Origin of the sequence: Chryseobacterium sp. C-71 (assembly GCF_020911865.1) — a bacterium.
In the GTDB taxonomy this organism is placed as follows: Bacteria; Bacteroidota; Bacteroidia; order Flavobacteriales; family Weeksellaceae; genus Chryseobacterium.
The window spans coordinates 3082355-3108257 of record NZ_CP087131.1; the positions used below are offsets into that span (position 1 = coordinate 3082355).

At 33.8% G+C, this 25903-nt stretch carries 31 protein-coding genes and 1 tRNA gene; 22 read left to right on the top strand and 10 right to left on the bottom strand.

The window, feature by feature from the left end; genetic code table 11:
- Position 1 precedes the first annotated feature (1 nt).
- Both LNP04_RS14215 and LNP04_RS14220 read right to left on the bottom strand, forming a co-directional pair.
- Positions 2–637 carry a hypothetical protein gene (locus tag LNP04_RS14215; protein ID WP_229983586.1) on the bottom strand — a complete coding sequence of 212 codons (636 nt, stop codon included), beginning with the start codon at positions 635–637 and terminating at the stop codon, positions 2–4.
- Between the two features lie 20 nt (positions 638–657).
- Positions 658–1386: a hypothetical protein gene (locus LNP04_RS14220; protein WP_229983587.1), complete on the bottom strand. Its 729-nt coding sequence runs from the start codon at positions 1384–1386 to the stop codon at positions 658–660.
- Between the two features lie 223 nt (positions 1387–1609).
- On the opposite strand from LNP04_RS14220, the gene LNP04_RS14225 reads away from it, so the two are divergent.
- Together LNP04_RS14225 and LNP04_RS14230 are read left to right on the top strand one after the other, a co-directional pair.
- A complete protein-coding gene (locus LNP04_RS14225; RefSeq protein WP_229983588.1) occupies positions 1610–2374 on the top strand; it encodes an enoyl-CoA hydratase/isomerase family protein in 765 nt (254 codons plus the stop codon).
- A 136-nt stretch (positions 2375–2510) separates the two neighbouring features.
- Positions 2511–3242: a hypothetical protein gene (locus tag LNP04_RS14230; protein ID WP_229983589.1), complete on the top strand. Its 732-nt coding sequence runs from the start codon at positions 2511–2513 to the stop codon at positions 3240–3242.
- 146 nt (positions 3243–3388) lie between these two features.
- On the opposite strand, the gene LNP04_RS14235 is transcribed toward LNP04_RS14230, so the two are convergent.
- On the bottom strand, positions 3389–4990 hold the full coding sequence (locus LNP04_RS14235) for a class I SAM-dependent methyltransferase (RefSeq protein WP_229983590.1): 1602 nt from the start codon (positions 4988–4990) through the stop codon (positions 3389–3391).
- 101 nt (positions 4991–5091) lie between these two features.
- Here LNP04_RS14235 and LNP04_RS14240 point away from each other — a divergent pair, with 101 nt between their 5' ends.
- The 11 genes from LNP04_RS14240 to LNP04_RS14290 all read left to right on the top strand — a co-directional run bounded on the left by LNP04_RS14240 (position 5092) and on the right by LNP04_RS14290 (position 11787).
- Positions 5092–5709, top strand: coding sequence for a hypothetical protein (locus LNP04_RS14240; RefSeq protein ID WP_229983591.1), 618 nt, complete (start codon positions 5092–5094; stop codon positions 5707–5709).
- A gap of 7 nt (positions 5710–5716) precedes the next feature.
- The gene (locus LNP04_RS14245; protein ID WP_229983592.1) at positions 5717–6055 is read left to right on the top strand and encodes a hypothetical protein; all 339 of its coding nucleotides are present in this window, start codon (positions 5717–5719) and stop codon (positions 6053–6055) included.
- Positions 6056–6059: 4 nt separating this feature from the next.
- A complete protein-coding gene (locus LNP04_RS14250; protein ID WP_229983593.1) occupies positions 6060–6350 on the top strand; it encodes a transcriptional regulator in 291 nt (96 codons plus the stop codon).
- A gap of 65 nt (positions 6351–6415) precedes the next feature.
- The gene (locus LNP04_RS14255) at positions 6416–6706 is read left to right on the top strand and encodes a hypothetical protein (protein ID WP_229983594.1); all 291 of its coding nucleotides are present in this window, start codon (positions 6416–6418) and stop codon (positions 6704–6706) included.
- Between the two features lie 130 nt (positions 6707–6836).
- Entirely contained in the window at positions 6837–7685 is an 849-nt protein-coding gene (locus tag LNP04_RS14260; protein WP_229983595.1) for a metallophosphoesterase, read from the top strand.
- A 287-nt stretch (positions 7686–7972) separates the two neighbouring features.
- A complete protein-coding gene (locus LNP04_RS14265) occupies positions 7973–8272 on the top strand; it encodes a hypothetical protein (protein ID WP_229983596.1) in 300 nt (99 codons plus the stop codon).
- Positions 8273–8283: 11 nt separating this feature from the next.
- The gene (locus LNP04_RS14270) at positions 8284–8670 is read left to right on the top strand and encodes a hypothetical protein (RefSeq protein ID WP_229983597.1); all 387 of its coding nucleotides are present in this window, start codon (positions 8284–8286) and stop codon (positions 8668–8670) included.
- Between the two features lie 10 nt (positions 8671–8680).
- On the top strand, positions 8681–9166 hold the full coding sequence (locus tag LNP04_RS14275; protein WP_229983598.1) for a ubiquinone biosynthesis protein COQ4: 486 nt from the start codon (positions 8681–8683) through the stop codon (positions 9164–9166).
- 42 nt (positions 9167–9208) lie between these two features.
- A complete protein-coding gene (locus LNP04_RS14280) occupies positions 9209–10582 on the top strand; it encodes a DUF4173 domain-containing protein (RefSeq protein WP_229983599.1) in 1374 nt (457 codons plus the stop codon).
- A gap of 46 nt (positions 10583–10628) precedes the next feature.
- Complete coding sequence (locus LNP04_RS14285) at positions 10629–11153, top strand: hypothetical protein (RefSeq protein WP_229983600.1); 525 nt, start codon at positions 10629–10631, stop codon at positions 11151–11153.
- A 118-nt stretch (positions 11154–11271) separates the two neighbouring features.
- The gene (locus LNP04_RS14290) at positions 11272–11787 is read left to right on the top strand and encodes a hypothetical protein (protein ID WP_229983601.1); all 516 of its coding nucleotides are present in this window, start codon (positions 11272–11274) and stop codon (positions 11785–11787) included.
- An 84-nt stretch (positions 11788–11871) separates the two neighbouring features.
- On the opposite strand, the gene LNP04_RS14295 is transcribed toward LNP04_RS14290, so the two are convergent.
- The 3 genes from LNP04_RS14295 to LNP04_RS14305 form a co-directional block, all read right to left on the bottom strand.
- Positions 11872–12792: a hypothetical protein gene (locus LNP04_RS14295; protein WP_229983602.1), complete on the bottom strand. Its 921-nt coding sequence runs from the start codon at positions 12790–12792 to the stop codon at positions 11872–11874.
- Between the two features lie 226 nt (positions 12793–13018).
- Positions 13019–13468, bottom strand: coding sequence for a D-aminoacyl-tRNA deacylase (dtd, locus tag LNP04_RS14300; protein WP_229983603.1), 450 nt, complete (start codon positions 13466–13468; stop codon positions 13019–13021).
- Positions 13469–13927 (bottom strand): hypothetical protein, encoded by a 459-nt coding sequence (locus LNP04_RS14305; protein ID WP_229983604.1) that lies wholly within the window; start codon positions 13925–13927, stop codon positions 13469–13471.
- 109 nt (positions 13928–14036) lie between these two features.
- On the opposite strand from LNP04_RS14305, the gene greA reads away from it, so the two are divergent.
- The 7 genes from greA (at position 14037) to LNP04_RS14340 (ending at position 20054) form a co-directional block, all read left to right on the top strand.
- Positions 14037–14507 carry a transcription elongation factor GreA gene (greA, locus tag LNP04_RS14310; RefSeq protein WP_229983605.1) on the top strand — a complete coding sequence of 157 codons (471 nt, stop codon included), beginning with the start codon at positions 14037–14039 and terminating at the stop codon, positions 14505–14507.
- 39 nt (positions 14508–14546) lie between these two features.
- Positions 14547–14936, top strand: a complete 390-nt coding sequence (locus LNP04_RS14315; RefSeq protein WP_229983606.1) for an HIT family protein — start codon at positions 14547–14549, stop codon at positions 14934–14936.
- Between the two features lie 61 nt (positions 14937–14997).
- A complete protein-coding gene (gene clpX, locus LNP04_RS14320; RefSeq protein WP_229983607.1) occupies positions 14998–16185 on the top strand; it encodes an ATP-dependent Clp protease ATP-binding subunit ClpX in 1188 nt (395 codons plus the stop codon).
- Between the two features lie 74 nt (positions 16186–16259).
- Positions 16260–18284 carry a T9SS type A sorting domain-containing protein gene (locus LNP04_RS14325; RefSeq protein WP_229983608.1) on the top strand — a complete coding sequence of 675 codons (2025 nt, stop codon included), beginning with the start codon at positions 16260–16262 and terminating at the stop codon, positions 18282–18284.
- 8 nt (positions 18285–18292) lie between these two features.
- On the top strand, positions 18293–18505 hold the full coding sequence (locus tag LNP04_RS14330; RefSeq protein WP_229983609.1) for a signal peptidase: 213 nt from the start codon (positions 18293–18295) through the stop codon (positions 18503–18505).
- A 147-nt stretch (positions 18506–18652) separates the two neighbouring features.
- Entirely contained in the window at positions 18653–19936 is a 1284-nt protein-coding gene (locus LNP04_RS14335) for a TlpA disulfide reductase family protein (RefSeq protein ID WP_229983610.1), read from the top strand.
- A 44-nt stretch (positions 19937–19980) separates the two neighbouring features.
- Positions 19981–20054: transfer RNA gene (locus tag LNP04_RS14340), tRNA-Met, on the top strand.
- A gap of 681 nt (positions 20055–20735) precedes the next feature.
- On the opposite strand, the gene LNP04_RS14345 is transcribed toward LNP04_RS14340, so the two are convergent.
- From LNP04_RS14345 to LNP04_RS14360, 4 genes are all read right to left on the bottom strand, one after another.
- On the bottom strand, positions 20736–21689 hold the full coding sequence (locus LNP04_RS14345; protein ID WP_229986307.1) for a DUF3810 domain-containing protein: 954 nt from the start codon (positions 21687–21689) through the stop codon (positions 20736–20738).
- 91 nt (positions 21690–21780) lie between these two features.
- Positions 21781–23226 (bottom strand): sugar MFS transporter, encoded by a 1446-nt coding sequence (locus LNP04_RS14350; RefSeq protein ID WP_229983611.1) that lies wholly within the window; start codon positions 23224–23226, stop codon positions 21781–21783.
- Positions 23227–23275: 49 nt separating this feature from the next.
- A complete protein-coding gene (locus LNP04_RS14355; RefSeq protein WP_229983612.1) occupies positions 23276–24001 on the bottom strand; it encodes a 1-acyl-sn-glycerol-3-phosphate acyltransferase in 726 nt (241 codons plus the stop codon).
- A gap of 3 nt (positions 24002–24004) precedes the next feature.
- Positions 24005–24463: a GtrA family protein gene (locus tag LNP04_RS14360; protein ID WP_229983613.1), complete on the bottom strand. Its 459-nt coding sequence runs from the start codon at positions 24461–24463 to the stop codon at positions 24005–24007.
- 232 nt (positions 24464–24695) lie between these two features.
- Between LNP04_RS14360 and LNP04_RS14365 the strand changes: the two genes are divergently transcribed.
- Positions 24696–24959 carry a hypothetical protein gene (locus LNP04_RS14365; protein ID WP_229983614.1) on the top strand — a complete coding sequence of 88 codons (264 nt, stop codon included), beginning with the start codon at positions 24696–24698 and terminating at the stop codon, positions 24957–24959.
- A gap of 86 nt (positions 24960–25045) precedes the next feature.
- The gene (locus tag LNP04_RS14370; RefSeq protein WP_229983615.1) at positions 25046–25897 is read left to right on the top strand and encodes a BadF/BadG/BcrA/BcrD ATPase family protein; all 852 of its coding nucleotides are present in this window, start codon (positions 25046–25048) and stop codon (positions 25895–25897) included.
- Positions 25898–25903 lie beyond the last annotated feature (6 nt).

A 25903-nucleotide genomic window follows, 5' to 3' on the forward strand; every position in this document is an offset into this window, starting at 1 on the left:
TTTATGTTTTGGTTAATAGATTTTTTTTCAAACGTAAAAATGTGTAGAGTAAAGAAGCATAAAATACAATCAGCAACATATTATTGGTACTCAAAATAATAAAATAAGTACTTTCAGATAATGAAGTCAGCTGATTCTGAAGAACAAATATAAAAACAGAAACCGTATAATACATAAAAATAAATGCATCAACTGATAAAAAATGATTCACCTTTTTCTCATTTTTTATTTCCTGCAGTAAGGTATAACCTGCAAAACAAATAATGATAATATTAGAGATTACCTTTATATAATCATTGGTCAGAGTAATACATTGGTTAATAATCAAAAGCCCTGCTGTTAAAATTGCTGTCGGTAGTAACCACCAGTCAGACAGAGACAATTTCTTAATGTATAAAGTGGTCAGTATAAAAAACTCTCCACCAATAAATATGGGATACATGAAAGAAGTGTTTTTAAAACCAAACACTTCAATCAATGTATTCGTTGCGATTTCTATTAAAAGCAAAAAAGCGCAATAGTATAAATACCATTTTTCTTTATTTCCCAACAAAAGATATTTCTTAAACCCGAATATGAATGCAAAAACCAACAGCCCATAAGAGATATATAAGGAAGTGAAATAAAGATACTTCATGATTTATACAATCCCATTATTTAGCAAACCGGAGGACATGGCCTCGCATAATTGTAAGTGTTTGATATGCTGAAGTCGGAACTGATTTCACTCCCAAGTAAATTTTTCTGAAAAGAAATGAAAACAAGACTTACCAATACTCTCTGGTAAATATCTGAAAACTTAAGTGCAAAAGAGCAGATAATGTTTGTTGTGCTGCTCTGATCATGCAGGAGATCATCTTTTGAAATGAAAAAACGTCTGAAAACTCTTTTTCCTTCAAAATCCTTATCTTCTCTCTGGAACCATTCCATACCACTTTCTCTCCAATCTTCAATTTCTTTTACCGCTACCTGCTGTTCTGCAGCCGGTTGGCTGAGAATTGGAAAGCTCATATCTGAATCTGTAGAAGTTTTTGTAAGATCCTTCGAAAGAATACTTCTGTTAACCAGAGTATATTGCTTTACTTCCTTCAATTCAATATCGTTTTCAAGACTTCCCAAAACTGAATAACTGTAATCGGTTTTTTTTAGTTCTCCTTTAGAATCTCTCTGTACTAAAATAAGAACAACCTGATCTTTTAGAATTCCCATATCCAGACGGAAATTTTTAGGATATTCATCTTCTTCGTTCAGTTTCTCAATCTGCTCTGCAGAAAGTTCAAAAACATAAGGTAAAGGGATGAGTCTTTCAATTTCAGCAAAGTTTGAAACGGTATTGTCCCATTCATTAATTGCTGACAGATAAGCTTCATAATTCATTTTTTGCATAGGTTTAGTTTTAGCGATAAAAGTAGATAAATTTAATTTTTAAAACAATAATTTATCCTTAATTTTTTTGATAATATAGCGGGTGTTATTGGTTAAATTGGGTCGTAATATTATATATATAGTTTTATTGTAATTTAAATAATAAAAAAAGAAGTTTATTTATTATTTTAACAAGATTAAAGTATTTTTGTGATTATTAAATCTCAAACTATATTTAAAAGAAATGAGTGACTTTGTAACATCAGAAATTAAAAATAATATTGCCGAAATTACATTCGGAACTGCAAAAAGTAATGCGCTTCCCGGAGCAATTCTTGAAAAATTAGCTGAAACAATTTTAGAAGAAGGCGCAAAGAAAGAAGTGAAAGCAATTCTTGTAAAAAGCGAAGGTGAAAAAGCTTTTTGTGCCGGTGCAAGTTTTGACGAGCTTTTAGCAATTGAAGAATTGGAAGCTTCTACTAAATTCTTCGGAGGTTTTGCCAAAGTTTTAAACGCGATGAGAAATTGCGGTAAAATCGTTGTTGTAAGAGTTCAGGGAAAAACCACTGGTGGTGGAGTAGGATTGGCTTGTGGTGCAGATTACTGTTTTGCAACCAAAGATTCTGCTTTGGCATTAACTGAAATCAACTTAGGAATCGGACCTTTCGTCATCGGACCTTACGTAGAAAGAAAAATAGGGAAATCTCAGTTTGCGGCAATGGCAATAGATGCAGACTTCAGATCGGCAGATTGGGCAGAGCAGCATAATATTTATCATTCGGTTTCTGAAACCATTGCAGAAATGGATTCGAGATTAGAGAAATTTTTAAATACTTTAGCTTCAAGAAGCGAAGATGCTTTAGCTTTAATCAAGAAAGTTTCTTGGGAAGGTACAGAACACTTTAATGAGTTGATGCCTGCAAGAATTCATATGAGTGCAAGTCTTATTTTGGAAGATTCTGCCAAGAAAAATATCGAGGCAATCAAAGAAAGATTAAGAGTGAAATAAATTTTAAATGGTTCTAGAATAACCATCATTACTGAATAAACAAGAAAACCACTCCGTAAAAAGGGTGGTTTTCCTATATAAAGAGGCTGTCGGGCAAAGTAGTTTTGTATCAAATAATTTATAAAACTTTTTTATTATGAAATCAAGATTTTTTTTATGCCTGATGTCTATCGCCACTTTAGTTGTAAGCTGTAAGAATGACGATGACGAAGTTGTACCACAGCCGGAAGCGTTTACTTACAGTGCTGTGACGGGGATGAGCACCGGAAATACATCTGTTGCAGGAACTTCTGCACCTACAGGATATACATGGAGCGAAGTGAAAGCACCTCAGAGTACTTGGGGGCTAAACGGAACTATTACTGACCGTATGCTTTCAGACGATTTTCAGGTTCCCGCAGGTGAAAAATGGAATATACAGAACTTCTATTTCTATTCGTACCAGACAAGTTTCTCAGGAACTACATTTCCTGTAAGTGAATTTTATTTTGAAATATACTCTTCTGATCCCTCTGTTGCAGGAGCTGTGAAAGTGTATGGCGATATAACCACAAACCGATACGCCTCATCTGAAGAAACTAAGTGGTACAGAATATTGCAAGGGCAACCGGATAATACGAACAGAAAAATTTATAAAATGAAAATTAATTCACCTGATCTTAATTTGGCAGCAGGAACTTATTGGATAAAATGGGTCTCAAAAACTTCCACAGGAACTCATTTCTACCCACAATTGCCTCATGATGCAGGTAAAGTAAACAATGCGCAACAGTTTGTAGTTGCAAGCTCTACATGGGTAAATTTGGATGATGGCGGACAAAGAGTAAGTTTCCCATTTGAAATTTCAGGAACCAAACTTCCGAACTAAAGAAAATACATAAAAACTATAACCAAACCAACCAAATAACAAAAAACCATTCTGACTATCAGAATGGTTTTCTTCTTATTTTTAAATAAATTGGATCTGCGCAATCAGCTATATCTGCGAGATGAATTTAGATGTATTGAATTTTACTAGCTTTTCAGCAAATTAATAGAAACCGTAACCAACTCAGAATTAGGAAACTTCCTGAATAATTCTTTATCAATCTGTAATCCCGTTTCTAAGCAAATTTTCTTAAAAACTTCCACTTCCAAAATATATTGGTCAGAAAAACCATGTGTCGCCTCATAAGCGGTTGCCGGAGTTTTTCCTAAATTTTCTGCCGTCAGTTTTGAGTCTAAAGCATGAAGCTCAATTATGAGAAGTCCGTTTTTGCGGATGTATGGTAGCCAAAGCTCAAGATGTTCTTTCAGACTTTCTTCAACTAAATTATTGGATAATCTTTTTCCACGATGTGCAAATGCTCCTGTTGAAGTACTGATTCTTTCCGGCTGACTTTTCTCAGGAGCTTTCCAAACTCTGTTGTGATCGAGAAAAGTTCTGATATTCAGTAAATCAGAAAGATCAATCTCATAATTTTCTTTTAAATCATCAGCCAATTGTTTCGGATTTCCGATGTCGCCCCAGATTACTTTTGCCCAAATATCGTTGTTGATGAGGTTAGCTCGGGTCACTTTCAAAGCGGCTTGGTTGTAATCTGCACCCACTAAAAATAAAGGATGTTCTTCCAGTATTTTCCCGCGAAGCGTATATCTTTCGATGGTTTCAAAAATATGTTGAATAAATGCGCCGTTTCCGCAACCCATATCCAGAACACCCTTCGGTTGCAAATGAATGGGCTGATTGAAAATCTGAATGATAAAATCATTCGCCACTTTGAAATAGTTGGAATGCGAACCGCCGCTTCCCCAAACGTTCATTGCTCGGTCTACATGAATTTCATCTTCACCCTCTGAGATTTCCCTTATTTTTGAAGCATTTCCGAATAAAAGTTCATCCATCTTATTGAGCAAGGGAAGATAAGAAACTGTCACACCATAAGATGCAGCTCTTTTAGCAAAGTAAATTCCGGTTTCTGTAAATTTATAATTGTCGCCGGTCTTTTTAAACCAACCCAAAAATGTCAGAAAATCTAAAATCACCTCAAAATTATCAGAGTTTTTATGAAATTCTGCCGCCTGAAAAGAAGTTTCCATAAAATATTTATGGAACATCCCTGTCATTCCGAGATAAACGATGACCGGACCGATGATGCATCCTTCGATATGTTTTAAAATTTGCTCCTGAATATTTTTTTCTTCTGCATCATCAGAAAGCTGAATCCCGAAATGATTTTTTATAGAATCACTCAGCTGTGTAAATTCTTCAATAAATGAATTTTCGTTGATTTGATTTTTAATATTGGTAGAATGTTTCAAAAACGGAATCACTTTTAGATAAAGCAAGCTATATTTTTGAAGAAACTGAGTTTTGTTGTTTGCAGAAATTATAATGTTGTCTTTCTCATTATCAACACCATAATTCAGAAAACCTTGTGACGCCAATGTCCGAATTGCTACATTCAGATAGCCTTCATTGGTTTTGAACTCATCTGAAAGTTCACTCAAAATTATTTTTTCACGGTCAATAATGAAATTAATAATTTCCTTTTTCATGAGTGAAGCAACTATAGGCGCAGTAACAACGCCATCCAGATGTCTGAAAATTTCTGAGCGCAGAATGTCTTTATCCATACCATATGTTTTTTCTAAAGTAAAAAAATTAAACAAATAATTTGGAAAAAGTTTTGCTGTTTAAAAATTAAATATAACTTTGCAATTCAAAGTTCTTTTATATGGAATCGAAAAACTATCACGAAGACTTATCACACATCCGTTCTATGATGGAGCGGTCGTCACGTTTTATTTCGCTAAGCGGTTTATCTGGAGTAGTTGCCGGTTTGGCAGCGATCATTGGGGCGGCTTATGTGTATTTTGTTTTCCAAAGAGAAGGAATTGATTACTTTGACGGCGATAGAAATATTTTTGGAAAGGAATTGGTCCGGGAGCTTGTAGTCATTGGTGCAGTCATTTTAGTAGTGGCCATTTCATGCGGATATATATTCACAGCTAATAAAAGCAAGAAGAAAGGATTAAAAATCTGGGATGCAACCACCAGAAGACTGTTGGTGACATTTGCTGTTCCTTTAGTTACGGGTGGATTATTTTGTTTGGTGCTTCTGTATCATCATTTATTTGTCTTGGTCGCTCCGGCAACATTGATTTTCTACGGATTGGCTTTGGTAAGCGCGGAAAGATATACCTTAACAGATATTAAGTATTTAGGATATTGCCAGATCGTTTTAGGATTGCTTTCCTTCCTGTTTTTAGGCTGGGGACTGATTGCCTGGACGATTGGTTTTGGTGTGCTGCATATTGTGTATGGATTGATTATGCATAAGAAATATAAATAAATTGTTTATGAAGATCTTCTCTGTTGGATTAGGTGTTCATATTTATTTAATTATAAGAGATTCATCAGAAGTTGTTTTTGAGGCAGGTCAAAATTTTGATTTAAATAATATCAAATTAGAGTTTAGGAAAGATGAAACTTATAAATTTACAAATGGCTCAGCGTTAGGAAATTGGTATTGTCGAGGAAATTATGTGAAAAATGATTCAATTATTACAATTGACACGGTTAATTCTGACAAATTATTAAAATCTAATTTGTTAGCAATTAGAGAAAACAAAATTTTCATGATAGATTCAAAACATACAATTGTTGATTCCACATTCTATTTTATATTAAATAATTAAATAAATGATTAACATTTCAAAACTCAACAAAGAATTCGAAAGCCGCGTAAGATTGGGCATTATGTCCGTTCTGATGGTTAACGACTGGGTTGATTTTTCTGAAATGAAAAGTTTGCTGGAAATCACAGACGGGAATATGGCAAGTCATAGCAATGCGTTGGAAAAAGCCAATTACATTGAAGTTAAAAAAGAATTTGTCGGTAAAAAGCCAAAAACTTCGTACCGTGTAACTCAAAACGGGAGAATTGCTTTTACAGAACATTTAGATGCCTTAGAAAAATTGATAGGCAGATAAACTCTATATTTTTTTGAAAATTCACTTTGAAATACAAAGTACTTTATAGATTAAAATTAAATAAAATGACTACACAAAAACAAATAACTCTGGCAATTTTTGCGGTACCGGCTCTCTTGATGGCGGCGGCATTTTTAGGAAACCTTTTTATAGAAGGCTGGAACTGGTCAAGATTTGATTTTATCTTGGCGGCAATACTGCTTTTCGGAACGGCTGGTTTAATCAGCTTGGTGAGAGCTATCGTTAAAAACAGCAATTACAAAATCTTAATTAGTTTCTTAATTGTTGTGATTCTTATTTTGGTTTGGATGGAATTGGCAGTTGGTCTTTTCGGAACTCCGTTCGCAGGAAGCTAATGTACTTTTCCCAATAATCAAAGATGAAAATTTTCTCGCAGATTAAGCTGATTCCGCAGATTTTTTATCCTGTTGAAATCTGGATAATCTGTGAGAGTTTAAAGCAAAATAATCATATCAACCTTACATCATGACCAGAAAACATTTTCTAAAAAGACTCATGCAGCTTTCTGCGGTCGGAGCTTTGCCTTTTCTCTATTCATGGCAGATCGAACCATTTTGGGTAGAATTTGTTGAAAGAAAACTGCCCATAAAAAATTTACCTGAACATCTTGAAGGGAAAATATTAATGCAGATTTCAGATCTACATGTTGGAAACCGTTTCGATTGGAATTTTTTGATTGAATCTTTTCAAAAAGCCCAAAATTACAGTCCTGATTTTGTGGTCTACACCGGAGATTATGTGAATCACGGAACTTCAGAAGATCATGAAAGCCTGAAAAAAGTAATGGCAAAAGCAATTTATGGAAAACTGGGAACATTCGGGATTCTCGGTAATCACGATTATGGAAAAACCTGGAAAGATCTCGGTTCTTCAAAAGAGATTTGCTGTATTCTTCAAAACAATGGTGTTACCATGTTGAATAACGAGCAAGTAGAATCTCACGGTTTAAACATTATCGGCTTCGACGATTTATGGTCACCCAATTTTGATCCGATGAAAGTGATGAAAAATTACAATCCCGAAAAAGCGAATCTCGTGCTTTGTCATAATCCTGATGTCTGCGATAAAGACGTATGGAACGGTTATCAAGGCTGGATTTTGAGCGGTCATACTCACGGCGGACAATGCAGAATTCCCGGATTGATTACACCGATTCTTCCCGTGGAAAATAGAAAATATGTTTCTGGAGAAATTGATTTGAAAGATGGTAGGATGCTTTATATCAACCGTGCAATCGGCCATTCTTTTCAGGTAAGGTTTATGGTGAGGCCAGAGATTACGGTTTTTAAACTTTGTCGAGATGAAAAAATTTGAACTCAATAATGTTGCATTAATTTATTTCTGCATCAGCTGGTTGATTGGGTTGGTAATTATATTATTAATTGTATTTAAAACGCAGGATGATCTAGCATATAGTCTACTTTTTTTATCTGCATTGAATTCAATTGTAAATACTTTTTCAATAGTACTTCTCTTTGTTTTTTATTATGTATTTCCTGAAAATAAAACAGAATTTAAGAACTCAGCGGTTTTACTATTCTTCAATTTTTCCAATTTTTTATTTCTGTACTTCATTATTTCACTCATTTAAATTAAAATTTATGAAAAATTCAATCATCAAAAATATAGGAAACTACACTTTCACATTGTTTTTTCTTCTTGGAAATGTCTGCCTTTTCGGATACTTGATTACGAAAGTTGATGCTTTTGCCGCTTCTGGATTTACGCTTTTACAATTTGCGATACCCATTAATTTATTTGTTATTCTGTGTCTACTGATTTATGGTCTATTCAGGAAGCCTAAACTCAAAATTTGTATGAAAGCATCATTAATAATCTGTATTAATATTCCTATTGCGGTTCTGTATTTCTACATAGGATTATCACTTCTAAACTTATAATTATTTTAAAAATGAAAGAGACTTTAAATCTTACAGAATCACAAATTAAAAATTGGTGGAGTGAGAAAAGAACTAATTATAATTTAGGATTGGTTGTTTCGGGAATACTTGCTTTTGTTTTATACGTAATTCTCGGGGTAAATCTCATTATGCCATACGACGATGATTTTGAAATAACATTATTTACTATTGTGCCTCAGGGAATTGGTTATCTGGTCATGATTTTAATTGCCAATTTATTGTATTCTTTGGGTGTTTCCTGCGATCTTAATTATAATAAAGAGAATACCGAAAAATTTCGAAAAAATCTTTTTCACCTGGGCTTTTGGATCTCGGTTTCCCTGCCATTTTTAGCTCCTTTAGGGATTTTGATTTCCTACTTTTTAGAATTTTATTAAATAAATAACTATGAAAAAACTACGCATCCGATTTATCGTTTTCATGTACGAAAATTCACAGAAACAGTACAGGAAATATTTTAAAAAGAAAAAAAGACAATGGCAGTTCAGCGAAAAACAACTGTTGAGCTTCAGTGAAGATTCATTGGGAAGAACGTTGGGAGAATTTTACTACAATCACGGTTTTAGAATGATTCCCAAAATGGAAAACCATGACGTCTATCATTTAATTACTGATTGCAGTACTAATGTGCAGGATGAAATTGCGATGCAATATCTGCTTTTTGGCAACGGAAAACGAAGTGCCTATCTTTTAGGTGTTCTTGCTTTAGGAACCATTGTTTTCCCAGAGTATTTTAAAATTTATTTAAAGGCTTTCCGTAAAGGACAAAACATGAAAGCTTTTCATCATTGGGATTTTGAAGAACTTCTTTGGCAAAATTTCGATAATCTCAAAGAGTTCATCCGTCAAAAAGAAACGCCGGTTTTATATTAAACTAGGCTTCAACTTTATCCTTAACCTCAAAAAAAATTCCTTATGAAAACACATCATTATATATTTCTTACAACCGCCATCTTTGTAGCACTTTTTTACAACGAAAATATCGGGCTCAATCTCGGGATTTTAGCGATTGTATATTCTGTACTCACTGTTTTTAAAACTCCTGAGAAAAATAGGAAGAGAACCTTTATGATTCTTTTGGTAACCAGTATTTTTTCGGGTATTGCTTTTGCGTGGTACGGAGATTTTGCTTCATTTTTGGCGGTGGTAAGTTCACTTTTGCTGCTTTCTTACCGTTCGCAAAACAAGAGAATGAAAATTCTTTTACTGATCCCGGTTTTTGTAGTCAATTGCTTTACTTTTATCTGTAGAGTTTTCAATTTAGATAAATGGCTTCCAAAACGGAATGCTTCAGGTCTTTGGCAGAAAGTTTTAGCATTTGTTTTAATTCCGCTTATTTTTATTTCGATTTTCTTTGGAATTTACTCTGCGGGAAGCGATCATTTTGCAAGCATTTTTACAGATTATGAGTTGGATGTTAATTTTTGGCAATTGTTGTGTATTTCCATTTTAGGTTTTTTTATAGCTTTCAATTATTGGAATTATTCTGTGGAGAAATTGATTTACAAACAAAACCATATTCTCGAAAACGAATTTGAAGCTAAAGATAAAATTCAAAGAGCAACATATTCTTTTTTAGATTTAAATTCTGAAAGAATGAGCGGTGTGATCTCATTTTTTTGCCTGAATATTTTATTGCTGGCGTTTATTTTTACTTTCAATTACGAGCAATTCGTAGAAATCCCAAAAACAACCATTCAGCTAGGAGAAGAAACTCACGAACGGGTAAATGCGGTCATTTTATCGATCATCATGGCAATTTTAGTAATTATGCTGTATTTTAAAGGTGGCTTCAACTTCGATGTAAAAGCAAAATCATTAAAATTATTAGCGAAAATCTGGATTTTTTTAAATGCGATTTTAATTATTTCAGCGTTCATAAAAAATACTGAATATATAGTAGACATGGGCTTGACCTATAAAAAAATAGGCGTTTATGCTTTTCTTACATTGTCGTTGATTGGCTTGATTCTTACTTTCATTAAAATCCACACAAAAAAAACAAACGCATATCTCTTCAACTCAATGGTCTGGTATTTTTATGGAACAGTTTTAGCTTGCAGTTACATCAATTGGGGCGGATTGATTACTTCTCAAAATATGAAGAGAGATGATTTTGCCATCAATTATCATTTACAATCCATTAATTTCAGTGAAAAATATTTGTTGAAATATGCTGAAGAAAAACAAAACACACCGTTGAAAAAAGAGATTCTAGAAAAAGTTAAAACTGAAAAATCAGAGACATTTCTTTCGAAAATCCTTTACTATGAAACCATTCGTGAATAAGGTAAGGTGATTGAAATGGATTGTTTCTTCATAAAAAAATATTCAAATGAAAAAATCAATCTTATTCATAATTCCTTTAATGATTTTATCATGCAAAAAGGAAGCGGCAGTTTCGGATATGGCACAAAAAGATTCTTCGGTTGTCAATGAGTTGCCAACTCCTCAATCGAGATTAGATTCTGTAAATATGCCTGAAGGTGATTCTTTAATCAAAAAAGATTCTGTCAATAAAGAATTGGTAAGAGAGGAAAAAGATAAAGTAATCATCATAACGAAAGACGGAAGCGATCCTTTTAAAATCGATGAAGAATTTACCGACAAACATGATAAGCTGATTTTGAAGATTGTTAATTTCAATAAGTCTAAGATTGCAGCAAAAATTACCACAAAACAGCAGGATTTTAATATCAGATTTAATCAAATCAAACTTCCTGACGGCAAAATGGATGGACCATTTATGAGAGAAATTACCTATAATGTTCCTACATCTGGTGAATTGTGGTTGATTATCGGGAAAAATAATATGGCAGACGGTAAAACCACGGGCAGTTTTTCTGTGAACGTAGAATAGATTTGGTATAATTTCTGCAAATCAAAACTTCTAAAATTTAATTGTTATGAAGTCATCAGCTTCAAAATTGTATTTATACAAATGATGGCAGCATGACACCTTAAAATAAATATCTATTATGAAAAACATATTTTCAGCAGCAATCATTGCTTCGACGGCTTTGGTAAGTTGCGGAACCGTGCAGTCGGTTATTCAGAATACATTTCCTTATACGGCAAATGTTTTAGTTTCTACGGGAGTTCCTGCAAACAAAGAAGTCTCGTCTACAGCAACAGCAACCAATGTTCAAACTTGGTTTGGCGGAAATAATAATGCCCAGATAAAAGACGTCAGGATTTCTGATGCCAAAATATCAGTAGTTTCTCCTACAGGTGGAAATTTGAGTTCCTTAAAATCAATAAAGGTTTACATTTCATCTACCGGGACTAATGAAAGGTTGGTGGCTTCAAGATCTGATATAACTTCAAGTTCATCAAGTTTAAATTTAGATTTAAACAGCGAGACAGGATTTTTGGACGAGGTCGTAAAAAGCACAGGCGTTACGGTAAGAACCGTCTACGAACTAAAAAACCAAACGTCTACTGATATGAATCTGAAAGTGGCATTGAATTTTAGTAGTGTGCCAGTAAGATAGATTATCAATAATTAAAAAAGATAAAATGCTTTCTCAGAATTTTGAGAAAGCATTTTTTTATGTTGAAGTGTTTATTATTAAATTTTATTTAATTCTATAAATAGATAGTTCTGCAGAAGAATCACTTAAAACACCTGCTGCTAAACCACCTGTAACAACTCCAAATCTCACTCTGTCTCCAGCCGTGAATTGATAGATATGACTGATTTGTCCTTGCGTTAATGCTAGATTAGCGAGTGTTAACCCACCAAGTACAGGAAGTCCTGATAAAGCCACTAAATTGATCCCTCCAAAATACCTGTAGTCAACAGCTGTTGCGGTATTTGCAGCTGCCCCCGACGCTGTTTTTGTAATGATAATTCCGGGGCGGTTTGCACCTAGAAGCTCAAGCCTCAAGCCTTGACCTGTACGGTAGCTGTAATTAATTTGATATATACCTGTTGAAGGAACGGTATAGTATGAATCTGTTGCGGTTGTTGTGATTTGTCCAGAAGTAATATCTACGTTTGTATCTGGAAGAGTGGTAGTGGTTGGTAAAGTAATATTTTGTATACTACTGCCAAGTAAATTTATTCCTAAATTTAATAAAGATAATGTTCCTCTGACTCTACTTGCATACGCTCCATCTCCTGCTACTCCACCTCCAGGAGCTGCTGGGCCATCTGGCAATACCTGCCAAAGTCCTGTGCCGTTTGAATTGGGTTGTAAGTGATCATAAATATATAATCCCCGGCTTGTAACACCCGTTGTTTTAGGTTCTGTTGTGACTGTTACAGGAGTAGTTACATAAACAATTGCACCATCTTGATCAGGTCCGTAATTGCTGGTATTCAATCTTAGTTGGTCACCCGTTACTCTGGGTGGAATAATTCCGTCGGCTTTGGTTGCGTCTGTTCCTCTTTGAACGTCTAATGTTGCTTTGGGATCCGATGTGTTAATTCCCACTTGTGCGTTAATTCCGTATCCTATTATCAATAGGAAGGATAGTAAATAATGCTTTTTCATATTTTTTTTGTATTGTTTTGGTTTGTTAAATTTAATTAAAAAAATATGTATAAAGCAAAAATTAGTTTGTTTTTTTGATTAAAATTTCACATAATTGCGTTTATGTTAATGAATTACGAATGTTACTTTTTGTTACTATTCAATTTTGAGGGATATAAATGTGGTACGTAATAATCCCTATAAGTGAATTATTATTGTGGTTTTAGCCTGAAAAATGTGTGTGGAGTTAGTTTTTAGAAATAGAATCCATCACGATGGTAACCGGACCATCATTTGTTAATGAAACTTTCATATCTGCACCAAAGATTCCGCTTTCGGTTTTTAACCCGGATTTTGCAATTTCTTCTTTGAAATAATCGAATAGAGGAATGGCTTTATCAGGCTTGGCAGCTTTGATAAAAGAGGGGCGGTTGCCTTTTTTGTAATCAGCAATCAATGTAAATTGGCTGATGCAGAGAATTTCTCCAGAAATGTCTTTTATAGAAAGATTGAGTTTTTCATTTTCGTCCCCGAAAATTCTGAGATTTAAGATTTTTTGAATCAACCAATCGGCGTCGGTTTTTTCGTCTTGCTCGTCAATGCCAATGAGAAGCATCAGTCCTTTCCCGATTTCTCCAACGATTTTACCATCTACTTTTACGCTCGCTTCAGAAACTCTTTGGATGACGGCTTTCATTTAATTATAAATATTTAAGTTTTTGGTTCCGGCGTCATAATTCCAGAAATAAGTCTTCGGAGGAACCGAAGAGATGGCGGTTGGCTGACCTGAAATTAGTATCCAGGTCGCATTATCTTTCGGGCAAACAATACTGATGTTGTCTTTAATTTCTAAAGTAGTATTGTTGTCGGGGCAAATGTGTGGAGCATTTCGATCATAAACTTTAAACGATGCCGGGGAATCGGCAGTTCTCACAACAATAAGTCCGCGTGTTCCGGATTGCTGTTCATCAATGTAAATCGGTTGTCCTACGAAGTTGAGGTTGTTATATGTAGCAAGATTTAAATTCAAATTTACATTGATGGGAGAGTTAGGAAAACAGCTTACCGTATCTTCACGGCTGCTGCATGAGTTTACGTTTAATAAACTGAAAGTCAATAAGATGAAAAATGATATGATTGAGAAAGTTTTTTTCATTAGAATATAAATTTTTATATATTTGTAAAACAATAACGATTAACACGCAAAAACATTGTCCGACAAATGTCGGATTATTTTTTTATACTAAAACTAAATTTTTAAAATTATGGCGAGCTATGTAACTAAGGAAGGACTAGAAAAAATGAAAGCCGAGCTTGAGCAATTGGAAAAAATAGAGAGACCAAAAATTACTCAACAGATTGCAGAAGCAAGAGATAAAGGAGATTTGTCTGAAAATGCAGAATATGATGCAGCCAAAGAAGCACAAGGAATGTTGGAAATGAGAATTTCTAAACTAAAAGATATTGTAACGACTTCTAAAGTGATTGACGAAACTCAGCTTGATACTTCCAAGGTTTCAATCTTAACGACGGTGAGATTGATGAATAATGATACTAAAAAAGAACAGATTTTTAAATTGGTTCCGGATAACGAAAGTGATTTGAAGTCAGGTAAAATCTCTGTCAATACACCTATTGCAAAAGGTTTATTAGGAAAAGTAATTGGCGAAACTGCCGAAATTATTTTACCAAACGGTAACAAACTGTCTTTCGAGGTATTAGAAATTACACTTTAGAAAACTCAAATTATTAACTCTTAACTTATAATTTTTACAATGAGTTCAATATTCACAAAAATCATCAACGGCGAAATTCCTGCTTACAAAATTGCAGAGAATGATAATTTTATTGCTTTTTTAGATGCAATGCCTTTGGTGAAAGGTCACACATTGGTCGTTCCTAAAAAGGAAGTCGATTTGATTTTTGACCTTGAAAGTGATGAGTACAAAAACCTTTGGGGATTTGCTCAGGAAGTTGCAAAAAAACTGAAAAATGCAGTTCCATGTGTAAGAGTTGGAGTAGCTGTGGTAGGGCTTGAAGTTCCTCATGCTCATATTCATCTGATACCTTTACAGAAAGTAGAAGATATGAATTTTAAAAACGAGCGACTGAAATTATCTGTAGAAGAATATACAGAAATTCAAAATTCAATAATTAATTCTTAACAAAACAAGAGGTCGTGAAAAAGTAATTTTTTGCGATTTTCTTTCTTATATTTAAATTAAAATGAATGCAAACCAATGTTCTTTCTGTGGCAAGAAAAGAAATGAAGTGCAAATGCTGGTCTCAGGACAAAACGGATTTATTTGCGAAAACTGCATCGAGCAGGCACATTCTATCGTAAAAGAAAGTGTTTCTCCTACAGGATATTCTCCTGCAGAAACAATTGATGAATTAAAAAAACCAAAGCAGATAAAAGAGTTTCTTGATCAGTATGTAATCGGGCAGGATCAGGCAAAAAAACAGCTGTCAATTGCTGTTTATAATCATTATAAAAGATTGCTTCACGCAAAAGAAGAAAACAGAGAAGTTGAGCTTGAGAAATCAAACATCATCATGATTGGTGAGACAGGAACGGGTAAGACTTTATTGGCAAAAACTATTGCTAAAGAACTAAATGTCCCTTTTTGTATTGTAGATGCTACGATTTTAACAGAAGCAGGATACGTAGGTGAAGACGTAGAAAGTATTTTGTCAAGACTTCTAATGGTAGCTGACTACGATGTAGAAAAGGCGGAGAAAGGAATTGTCTTCATAGACGAAATTGATAAAATTGCAAGAAAATCTGATAATCCAAGCATCACAAGAGATGTTTCCGGAGAAGGTGTACAGCAAGGTTTATTGAAATTGTTGGAAGGAAGTATTGTAAACGTTCCGCCACAAGGAGGAAGAAAACATCCGGATCAAAAATACATTCAGGTAAATACCCAAAATATTCTTTTCATTGCAGGTGGAGCTTTTGATGGGATCAAAGAGATCATCGAAAGAAGAATGAATAAGCAAGCCATTGGTTTTAGCTCTGAAAAAATTAACAAAGTGGGAGAAGATGATTATATATTAACAAATCTTAATGCTATTGATCTTCGTTCTTTTGGATTAATTCCTGAGCTTTTGGGAAGGTTTCCAATCATCACTTACTTAGAGAAGTTGACTAAAGAAACGATGATAAGAATTATGACTGAGCCTAAGAATTCTATTACCAATCAATTTGTTGAACTATTCAAGATGGATGGTACTAAACTGATCTTTACAGAAAGCTCAATCGACAAAATTGTAGAAGAGACGATGGAAAAAGGCCTTGGAGCAAGGGGGCTCAGAGGAACTACCGAAAAAGTATTAGAAGACTATATGTTCTCAATAGGTGAGGATGAAGAAATCATATTGACAGAAGATAATATTTTGATTAATAAGTGAATTTAATATTTTTTTTAAAAAAATGTTATATCTTTGTCGGTGAAAATTGTATTAACACACAAAAATAATATACAATGAAAAAAAATTTATTAGCTATAGGACTTTTAGCGATTGGTTATTCTGTTCAGGCGCAGAATGTTCTACTACATGTAGATGACGCTGCTAAAATGTATGTAAGTGCAGGAACTCTCGTTTATAACGGTGGAGGCTTGCAATCTCGAGGCAGTGGAGTTATTGACCTTCATGGTAACATGATGGTTGTAGGTACTACTGCTGATGGTATTAAAAGGATACCTACTGATGGAACAGGTGGTACATCAGTTACCCCCAACCCTACCAATGTTATTCTTAGAATAAACACACCAGGTACTCCGGTTACTTCGACGTATGGACAGCTTTACATTAAAGGGATTCCACAGAATAACATAACAGGATCTGTTGATAAAGAGTATGCAGCTACAAAGCATGGTGCATATCAGCAACTTGGTGTTCCGTTTTTCAATAAAACCTTTGCCTCTCTGAGCTCAGAGTTAGGTGGAGGATTTGATGAAATTAGATGGAATGGTAGAGAAATTCTAAAATGGAGTAATACGAACTTAAGATTTGATGGTTCTAATCCTCCAAGCACTCCAATTCCTAACGCAAGTGTTGCAGGCATTACAATTGGTTTAAGCACCACAACAACTTTAGCAGATAGAACGGCATATTATGCTGTGGGAACTGGTACTTATGTTCCTACTACATTAAGTACTGTGAAAGGTAGACCATTTGCAGACGGAGACGGTTTGGGTAGCGTTGCTGTTGGAACCAATGTTGTAAATTTAACTCCTTCTACCATTCCGGCATCTTTTGGGATTGGTGGTAATAATAGAAACGTATATCAAGAGAAATATAATACTTACATAGGTGATGCGTTTGATCCTATTCCGGCATGGACGGCACCAACATTTGGAAAATATTTGTATCAATACTCTAATCCTTTTCTTACCAATATAGATTTATCTATGATAGGGTTTGTAGAGGCAGGTGCAACTACTGATAACAATAACATATCAAATATTTGGGGGGTTATTGTTGATCCTCAAAATGTTACTTGGAATTCAAATACAGGTGGAACTGCAACATATGCAGAAACTCAAAAGGTTACTTTTGATGTATCTGGAAAACCTCTGGGTAATTTACCTAGTTTGGTTATCAAGCCTTTGAATACTTTTAAAATAAAACTGAGAACTGCTACAGCTCATACATTAGACTTCGATAACTTAAGAAGGTTTGCATTTACAGCAAGAACGGAAGATGCTGCTAATCCTTATTCAGTAACGGCGTCTAAGAATACAAACTCAGGCAGTATAAAACAGTTAGGTGTATTGGCACTTGATGCTGCAGGAAATCAGATAGGTGAAACTTTCTATGTTGTAGCACCTCACTTTACTACAGGTAATATCACTGACCCTAGCCTTGGTTCGGTACAAGCAATGACTTCTACTACATCTGCAATGATTCAGACATTTGAAGAAAGTGTGAATGGAGGAGTAGATCCTAATTATTCTTCTGCATATAGATTATACATTAATGAGGCTAATGAGAATAATTATAAAGGTAAAAGAATTGATTTAAGCATATTTGGTCAGAATGTAGCTTCACTTAAATTTGAAGTTAGAGATGATACTGTTTTAATTCCTAACAATACTCATACTTTATCTAGTGGTACAGGGTTTTACTATAGTGTAGGTAACGGTCAGGCTGCACAAATATATCAAGGCGCAGTTATTCCTGTAAATGCTTCTAATTTCGGTCTTTATTATGGAACTCCACAAACACAAGGAGCTTTAAACACGGGTGATTTAACTAAAAAGTCAAGAACATTAGTTACTTATAACCCTAATATTGATCATTACATAGTTCGTTTTGATTCAGATTGGAAATCTGCGTCTATTGAAGTCTTCGATGCAAGCGGTAAGCTGGTTATTTCTGAAAAGTCTGTGAAAACAGATTCAGACTACGTTATAAAATTAGATTCAAGTCTTAAGGCTTTCTATGTTGTAAAAGTAGTAGGTAACGACGGAACTATAGTAAATAGCAAAATATTAATAAAATAAACTAAGACATGAAATTTCTTGTAAAAAAAATATTACCTCTTCTTTTTTTGGTAGTCTATGGTCTAGGTAGTGCACAAAATACACCAGGTACTCCATGTTTTCCAGGTGATCCTTGTGAAAAACCGCCCGCACCAATTGATATGTACGTCTATGTTTTAGTAATCGCAGCCATTTTAATGATTGCACATTTTGCTAAAAAATACAAGGCGCAAAAAATATAAAAATTTTATTAAAATATTTGAAACTCTCTGATTAGTCAGAGAGTTTTTTTATTTTTACGTAATAAAATTGTGGTGATGCAAAATACAGGCACTCATGAAGAATATACAATTTTATACAATCCTTAAAAAAAGATTTAATATCTAAATATGAAAAAGATATTCGTAGTATCAGGAATGTTGTCTGCATTCTCATTGCAGGCACAGTTTTCTGTAAACATTCAGGCACCCGCAGATTTCAAAGAGCAGGAAGCTATTTTATATACGCTCAATGGTTCCAAAGACATCATCGTTACAAAAGAACTCAATAAGAATAATTCATGGACTTTCAAATATCCCAAAAACTATTCGGGGATGATGAAGGTTTACTTTCCCAGTACCAATAACAGTGTCAGCTTTATTTCTGAAAATAAGAATGTAAGTATCAAGCTTGAAACTCTTAATAACAAAGTTAAAAACGTTATTTATCAGGATGAAGCCAATGAATTGATGAACAGTATTCAGGAATCATCTCAAAAGAAGGAAATGATACTTCCAGCTCTGACTCAGATAAAAGAATATTATAAAGACAATACAGATTTTGGTAAAGCACTTACGTCAGAGATAGGAAGACTTTCGGGAACAAGTACCGCTGATTTTTCTAAACATCCTTTTGTCTCTTATTACAATACCAATTATGCAAAGTTTTTATCAAACGATCCTACCAAGAAAGTTAGTCAGGATGAAGTAATAGATTTCTTTGATAAGTCAAATGACATGCTTGAATCATCATCACTAGTAAGACCTATTTTAGTGTCTTTTCTAAACTCTGGTGGAAATACCAATGTTGGGCAGTCTGTAGATAAGTTATTAGACAAGTTAAAGGTAGAAACGCCACGTGGACAAACCGTTTTATCAGAATTGATTGATATTTTTGATATCTATGAGATGACTGAGTTTAAAAATAAATATTTGACACTCGCAAAAAACCTCAAATGTACCATTACAGATAGATTGGCATCAACTATAAAGTCTAATGCTAATGTAGAAATTGGGGCGATATTCCCTAATTACAAATTTCAATCTGCGGTTAATACGACTGCTAAGTCGATTGCTGATGTAAAGGCAGATAAAAAAGTGATTGTATTCTGGTCTTCTACCTGCTCTCATTGTGAAAGTGAACTTCCGAAACTTCTGGAAAAATATAATGATATGAAAGCCAAAAACATTCAAATCATTGGTCTTTCTTTAGATGCTGACAAAGATTCTTACACGAAGAAAATTGTAGCCTTCCCATGGATCAATGATTCAGAATTGAGAGGTTGGAATAGTTCTTATGCGGAAACTTACAATGTACATGCAACACCAAGCTATTTTATTTTGGATGCTAACAATAAGATTATCAGCAAACCAGATCATGTAGGCGATGTTTTATCATATTTAAATCTAAAATAATTTTGGTAGATGTCAAATATTTTATATATTTGCACCACCAAAAAGGCGAGGTAGCTCAGTCGGTTAGAGCGCAGGATTCATAACCCTGAGGTCACGGGTTCAATTCCCGTCTTCGCTACAGTAAAACCCCTAGTAATAGGGGTTTTGTCGTTTATATATGTTCTCTTCTAAGTCTCTTGATTTTTATACTAAAAAGGTCATTATTTCTTTGCAATTGAATAATAATACTGAAACTTAATTTTTGGTTTAAAATTTATTGATTTAAGTAAACGATTGCATTTTTCTAATTAAAGATTCTAAAGGAAAATTTTATAAAATTTCATTAAATTTTCATTCTGAAGCAATGAATTAATATTTTAGGTGAAAATTTTACTTTCTTTTCAGTTTTTTTAGCTGCAAAATGTCGCAATAATTTTAAAATTCATTTAAAAAAAGAATTTTTTTTAGAATTTCAATAAAAAAAACATTGTGATTTTGTAGAGTAAATTTAATACAATGATACTTGTTTCTTATTGATAAATTAATAATATATTCTTTTTTTATTAATATATTTTCAAATATAAGAATGAAATATAATTAATAAGTAAATCATTAAAAAGAGATTAATAAATAGTGTATATTTAAGAAATCATAAAGTTTTCTTAAAGTTTAATTAAAATGGGGGATGGTATTTTGAAATATGAATTATTGTCGTATTTTTACAAAGCCTTGAATGAGGGAACAAGTCAAGGTAATAAATTTTTTTTCATCATTTGTGTTTTTAGAATCGTATCGCCTGATACGATTCTTTTTTTTGTTTTCACTTTTCGTAACGAACTAACAAATCAATGAAATAAGAATAAGTAACCGAACCTTCCTGCTGATTACTTTTTAAAAATAGATTGTTTGTAAAGCCGAAAAAATCATTGAGCCAACCTTGGTGTTGTAAGATGAACTTTCTTTCGTAAGCCCTGTCTCTTTTCATTCCTGCAGAATAATTTTTAAGCACATTATTGACAAAATTTTCATCTTCATAAACTATAGAGTTTAAAAGACTTTTTAAAGTAAAATATTCGGTGCTGTATCTAAGTTCAGGATTAGAGGAATTGACACCAATTAAATATCCAATAAAATTGGCTTCTTGTTCACGGGCAAATCCGAGCTGATGAGAACTTTCATGAGCCAAAGTAAAGAGTAGGTAAGAAGACGGTAATTCGGCGTTATATTGAGCTTCTGCAGTGAAAGGGTTGTAATATCCCAAGATGCCCGTAAAACTCATTATATTTTTAAATAAACTTGGTTTAAAAGAATTGATGTTATCTGCCTTTTTATCAGAAATGAAAGACGGAAGTTTATTTTGCTGATTCAGAATTTCAACCTGGATATTTTTGGTATTTAAAGCATTGAAAACTCCTTGTTGATTTTCATTGACAAGCGATCTTGTCTGTTTGCATTTTTCAAGGTATTTTAGAGCTAATTTTTTTCTTTTTTCTAGTGTAATTTCTGTCTCAGGAAGTTTTGTAATAATCGGTTTTTGGAAGTAAAGCATTCCCCAAAAAATCTGATATGTAAAATAAAAGATATTCAGGAGAATCAGTATTTTCAAAAGTGATTCATTTCTACTTTTCTTCTTAAAACATTTAATGATAAAATAGAAAAGAAAAACTCCCAACAAGATATATAATACGTCTCCTACTGAAAACGGAATCCAAGAAAATATAAGCTGATGTATTTTTTTTTGAATTTCAAATAAGCTTTCAAAGGCGGAAATCATCACTCTCGACTTTGAAAATATAAAGAACAAAAGAATTTGGACAACTAAAATAGCTGCCCAAAATCTTTTTTTATGATATGTTTTTGACTTGTTAATGTCCACTTCCTTTAGAGATTTTATCCAAATCAATTCCCTGAGATCTTAAAATACTACTTACACGGAGTGCATAGAACGCTAAATAAGCAAAGCAAATAACACCTACAATATAACTAAAGTGAATATTCGTTAAATCTGCAACGTACCCCTGTATAAGACTTACAATTCCACCACCCATAATCATCATAATTAAAAGCCCGGAACCTTGATTGGTATGCTTTCCTAATCCATTAATAGCTAAAGCAAAAATACAAGGCCAAAGCGTAGAACAGAAAAGCCCGACACTTGTAAAAGCGTAAACTGAAGTCATGCCAGTTGTAAACATTCCGATCAGTAGAGCTGCAATTCCTGCAGTAGAGAAGATAAGAAGCATCCTTGCGGGGTTTCCTTTACTCATAACGTCGCAGATAATCATTGCAATGATAATTAATCCATACACATAAAACGGACTTAAATCATGTTTTGCTACTGCATTGACAAGCAAGAAAACAGCGAAAGCTAAATAGGGAGCCAAGAATCTGAGTATTTTTTTGAATCCGGCTTTGATGTCAAAAGCATCTACTGCTCCTGTCCAACGCCCAATCATCATTGATGCCCAATATAGCGAGATGTAAGGGGCAACTTCTTTGGTGGAAAACCCTAGATCTTTTTCCATATATGCGGGAAGGTTACTTGCTGTAGAAACTTCTACCCCTACATAAACAAAGATGGCAATCATACCTAAAACAAGTTGAGGAAATTGAAGAGCAGATTTTTTATGTGAGCCTACAGTTTCTTCTTCTACATCTTCCAAAATAGTCGGAGTAATAGCAGGAAGAGAAGAAAATCTAAGCATGATAGCCACTAGAACGAAGGCAGCACCTAAAATTAAATACGGAATTTTTACACTTTCAATACTTATCTTATCACTTGCTGCTGTTGCAGATCCGAAAATTGCAAATGAAACAATAAGCGGGCCGATGGTTGTTCCCAAATTGTTGATTCCTCCCGCCATGGTCAATCTTTGAGAGCCTGTTTCTGATGGCCCAACTTCAATAGCTAAAGGATTGGCAACAATCTGTTGTAGAGAAAATCCTAAACCTACAATAAACAGACCCGAAATCATAAGAGGGAATGAGCCCATATTGGCAGCTGGATAAAACAATAAGGTACCAGAAGCCGAAATTAAAAGACCAACAATAAGTCCGTTTTTGTAACCAATTTTGTTAACCAAATCTTGTTTAATTCCTTTTGAAACCGCCATGTAAATCAATGATCCCACGGTATATGCTACATAAAAGCATATTTGAACAAGCATACTCTCGGTTTGAGACAAGTTGAATGCCTCTTTAAATACAGGAATAAGAATATCGTTGCTCGCTGCAACAAATCCCCAGAAAAAAAATACGGTTACTAGAGGGATAAATTGGCCCCAGTTAGTTTGTTTAGAATAATTTGACATATTTGTTTTTTAGTAAAATCTAATCAACAAATATAATTTTTTTCTTTGATTAACTGTAATCAGTTAAAGTTTTTTTTATTGTCTCGAATGAAGACATTTTTAAATCTTTCGGAGACTCGGTTGGCTCGAGAATATCGTTGAAGTAAACTTTCACTTTTCCTGGGAAACCTTTAGAGTTATCAAACGGAAACATTTCTTTTAAGCCAATGAATGTAAAAATAGCAATTGGTGAATGATGTTTTGAAGATAAGGTGAATGCGCCATCTTTAAATTGGTCTAAAACTATGGAGGTATCATCAGGAACCCCACCTTCCGGAAAAAGTACGATGCTGTTGCTTTCTTCCATTTTTTCTGCACACCTTCGGTAAACATCGGCGCGGCTTCTTGGGCTGCTGCGGTCTACCATCACACAGATTCTTTTATAAATCGTTCCGAAAATAGGAATTTTCACCAGTTCTATTTTCCCGACATAACAAAGCGGATGATTGGGAAATAAAATACACGGAAGCATGATATCCATAATCGAAGTATGATTGGAGATGACTACATACTGGGTATTTTTATCGATTTTCTTATCAGTAAGATTGATGAGCTCGTATCTCATTCCCATTCCGTAAAAAACTCCGTAACACCAGATTCTGATGAAAATGTAAGCGTACTTGTAGGTTTTCTTGTTGAGAGAAAATAAGTAAACGGGTAAACCTAATAAGATTGTCAGCAAAAATGCCAAAACAACCAGCCAAAACCTCCAGAGATAATTTAAAATCTTTACCACAAATCAACCGTTAAAAATTACTTTTTTCTTCACCGAATAGTTCAGAATCGATACCAATAGAATCGCTGCGATTTTACTGATCATTTCCGGACTCAAGGTATAAAAAATTAAATCAATATTATCGTTAAATATAAAGCTGTAGAATATCTGGAAGAAAAATAAACTTAATAATGTAGAAACGAATGAAACTCCCATGAAATAAACAAACTCTCTTCTTTTAGAATGTTTTCCTCTTTCAAAAACAAACCAGATGCTCAGGAAATAATTGGATAAAATTCCGCAACTCGTCGAGAAGATGTTACTTAAAGGATAATGTACCCCATGAAAATTCTGTTCCTGAGAGAATATCTGCGGAAGGTAAGTGCTGAAAATCTTAAAACTCCCAATTTCTACAATGGCACTCAGTCCGCCGGCGATGATGAAAAACAGGACTTGTTTGTGTCGTAGTAATAGTTCTCTCATATATTTTAGTAATGTGCAAATTTATAACTATATGTTAAACAGTGAAAAAAGTTGTTAATTTTTTTTTTTCGTTTCAAAATAATTTCTAAATTTAATTTTCAGAAAGGAACAGAATCTACCTGATACTAAATTCATTTTCAACTCATTCTGTTGATGGTTTTTCTATCTTGTACCAAGTGATTGAGGCAGTTTGCTCAAATTTTACACATTAAAAAAACAATCAAATATTTGTATGAAATCTCAAAACAAATACAGGAAATTTCAGCTTCAGCAACAAAATATTGAAGCTTTAGAAAAAGAAAATACTCGTTTCAAAAGAGTATACTCAGAGTACGAAAATATGTCAGATGAACTTTGGAATATGGAAAATAAAGAAGGAGAACCTATTCCCGACGACTTTATCAACGCCATGGTGATGCAGACCTCTTATCTTGAAGAGGAGATAGAAGACTGGCTCATACAGTTTAACCAAAATAAAAACGAAATCAAAAGCTGAGCTTAATCATTAAGAGGGTTTCATTGTCTGTTTTTAAAGGCTATTTAAAGATAAATTCATAATTTAGCACTCTTAAAATAAGAATTATGATTGCTATTGTTGATAGTGGTTCTACAAAATCAGACTGGGTAATTTTAGACGAATTCAAAAATGTATTCCTAAAAACTGAAACCATTGGCTTCAACCCCAATTTTATCAGCAGAGAACTTATTGTTCCGGAAATTGAAAAAAATAAAAGCTTAACATCGGTAAAAAACTCAATCACCAAGATTTATTTCTATGGTTCAGGGTGTGGTGTGAAGCAAAACTGCGATACAATAGAAGAAGAAGTTGGTAAAGTTTTCACCAATGCAAAAATTTCTGTTCGTGAAGATCTTGCCGCAGCTGCATTTGCTGCTTATAACGGAAAGCCTGCAATCGTTTGTATTATGGGGACAGGTTCCAATTCTTGTTATTTTGACGGCGAAAATTTAAAAATAAAACTTCCTTCACTTGGTATTCTTATTGGTGACGAAGGAAGCGGAAGTGCCATTGGAAAACAATTGGTACGCAGATTCTTTATGCAGAAACTTCCTCAGGATCTTCATACTGAATTTGAAAACACCTATCATTTGACGATTGATGAGGCATTGAAAAACATGTATCACGGCTCAAGACCCAATGCTTTTTTGGCAGATTTTAATAAATTTGTGGTAGAGAGAAAAGATCATCCCTATTTTGTCCAAATGGTTTCTGAAGAGATGAGAAATTTCTTCGAATATCAGGTGATTCCTTACGAAGAGTCAAAAGAATCCGAGATTAATTTTATCGGATCCATTGCTTATTATTACGAAAATATTCTACGTTCTGTAGCTTCAGAACTTCATTTGAATGTGGGGCACGTTGTACAAAAACCTATCGAAAGTTTAGTCGACTACCATATTAAATATATACTATAAAAAAAC

Coding starts and splice junctions, on each gene's coding strand:
- LNP04_RS14275 (WP_229983598.1), top strand. CDS start 8,681: ATGAAAAAACTACGCATCCGATTTATCGTTTTCATGTACGAAAATTCA.
- LNP04_RS14270 (WP_229983597.1), top strand. CDS start 8,284: ATGAAAGAGACTTTAAATCTTACAGAATCACAAATTAAAAATTGGTGG.
- LNP04_RS14245 (WP_229983592.1), top strand. CDS start 5,717: ATGAAGATCTTCTCTGTTGGATTAGGTGTTCATATTTATTTAATTATA.
- LNP04_RS14240 (WP_229983591.1), top strand. CDS start 5,092: ATGGAATCGAAAAACTATCACGAAGACTTATCACACATCCGTTCTATG.
- LNP04_RS14350 (WP_229983611.1), bottom strand. CDS start 23,226: ATGTCAAATTATTCTAAACAAACTAACTGGGGCCAATTTATCCCTCTA.
- dtd (WP_229983603.1), bottom strand. CDS start 13,468: ATGAAAGCCGTCATCCAAAGAGTTTCTGAAGCGAGCGTAAAAGTAGAT.
- clpX (WP_229983607.1), top strand. CDS start 14,998: ATGAATGCAAACCAATGTTCTTTCTGTGGCAAGAAAAGAAATGAAGTG.
- LNP04_RS14215 (WP_229983586.1), bottom strand. CDS start 637: ATGAAGTATCTTTATTTCACTTCCTTATATATCTCTTATGGGCTGTTG.
- greA (WP_229983605.1), top strand. CDS start 14,037: ATGGCGAGCTATGTAACTAAGGAAGGACTAGAAAAAATGAAAGCCGAG.
- LNP04_RS14220 (WP_229983587.1), bottom strand. CDS start 1,386: ATGCAAAAAATGAATTATGAAGCTTATCTGTCAGCAATTAATGAATGG.
- LNP04_RS14230 (WP_229983589.1), top strand. CDS start 2,511: ATGAAATCAAGATTTTTTTTATGCCTGATGTCTATCGCCACTTTAGTT.
- LNP04_RS14315 (WP_229983606.1), top strand. CDS start 14,547: ATGAGTTCAATATTCACAAAAATCATCAACGGCGAAATTCCTGCTTAC.
- LNP04_RS14260 (WP_229983595.1), top strand. CDS start 6,837: ATGACCAGAAAACATTTTCTAAAAAGACTCATGCAGCTTTCTGCGGTC.
- LNP04_RS14325 (WP_229983608.1), top strand. CDS start 16,260: ATGAAAAAAAATTTATTAGCTATAGGACTTTTAGCGATTGGTTATTCT.
- LNP04_RS14295 (WP_229983602.1), bottom strand. CDS start 12,792: ATGAAAAAGCATTATTTACTATCCTTCCTATTGATAATAGGATACGGA.
- LNP04_RS14225 (WP_229983588.1), top strand. CDS start 1,610: ATGAGTGACTTTGTAACATCAGAAATTAAAAATAATATTGCCGAAATT.
- LNP04_RS14345 (WP_229986307.1), bottom strand. CDS start 21,689: ATGATTTCCGCCTTTGAAAGCTTATTTGAAATTCAAAAAAAAATACAT.
- LNP04_RS14370 (WP_229983615.1), top strand. CDS start 25,046: ATGATTGCTATTGTTGATAGTGGTTCTACAAAATCAGACTGGGTAATT.
- LNP04_RS14265 (WP_229983596.1), top strand. CDS start 7,973: ATGAAAAATTCAATCATCAAAAATATAGGAAACTACACTTTCACATTG.
- LNP04_RS14285 (WP_229983600.1), top strand. CDS start 10,629: ATGAAAAAATCAATCTTATTCATAATTCCTTTAATGATTTTATCATGC.
- LNP04_RS14330 (WP_229983609.1), top strand. CDS start 18,293: ATGAAATTTCTTGTAAAAAAAATATTACCTCTTCTTTTTTTGGTAGTC.
- LNP04_RS14335 (WP_229983610.1), top strand. CDS start 18,653: ATGAAAAAGATATTCGTAGTATCAGGAATGTTGTCTGCATTCTCATTG.
- LNP04_RS14365 (WP_229983614.1), top strand. CDS start 24,696: ATGAAATCTCAAAACAAATACAGGAAATTTCAGCTTCAGCAACAAAAT.
- LNP04_RS14250 (WP_229983593.1), top strand. CDS start 6,060: ATGATTAACATTTCAAAACTCAACAAAGAATTCGAAAGCCGCGTAAGA.
- LNP04_RS14255 (WP_229983594.1), top strand. CDS start 6,416: ATGACTACACAAAAACAAATAACTCTGGCAATTTTTGCGGTACCGGCT.
- LNP04_RS14290 (WP_229983601.1), top strand. CDS start 11,272: ATGAAAAACATATTTTCAGCAGCAATCATTGCTTCGACGGCTTTGGTA.
- LNP04_RS14305 (WP_229983604.1), bottom strand. CDS start 13,927: ATGAAAAAAACTTTCTCAATCATATCATTTTTCATCTTATTGACTTTC.
- LNP04_RS14360 (WP_229983613.1), bottom strand. CDS start 24,463: ATGAGAGAACTATTACTACGACACAAACAAGTCCTGTTTTTCATCATC.
- LNP04_RS14280 (WP_229983599.1), top strand. CDS start 9,209: ATGAAAACACATCATTATATATTTCTTACAACCGCCATCTTTGTAGCA.
- LNP04_RS14235 (WP_229983590.1), bottom strand. CDS start 4,990: ATGGATAAAGACATTCTGCGCTCAGAAATTTTCAGACATCTGGATGGC.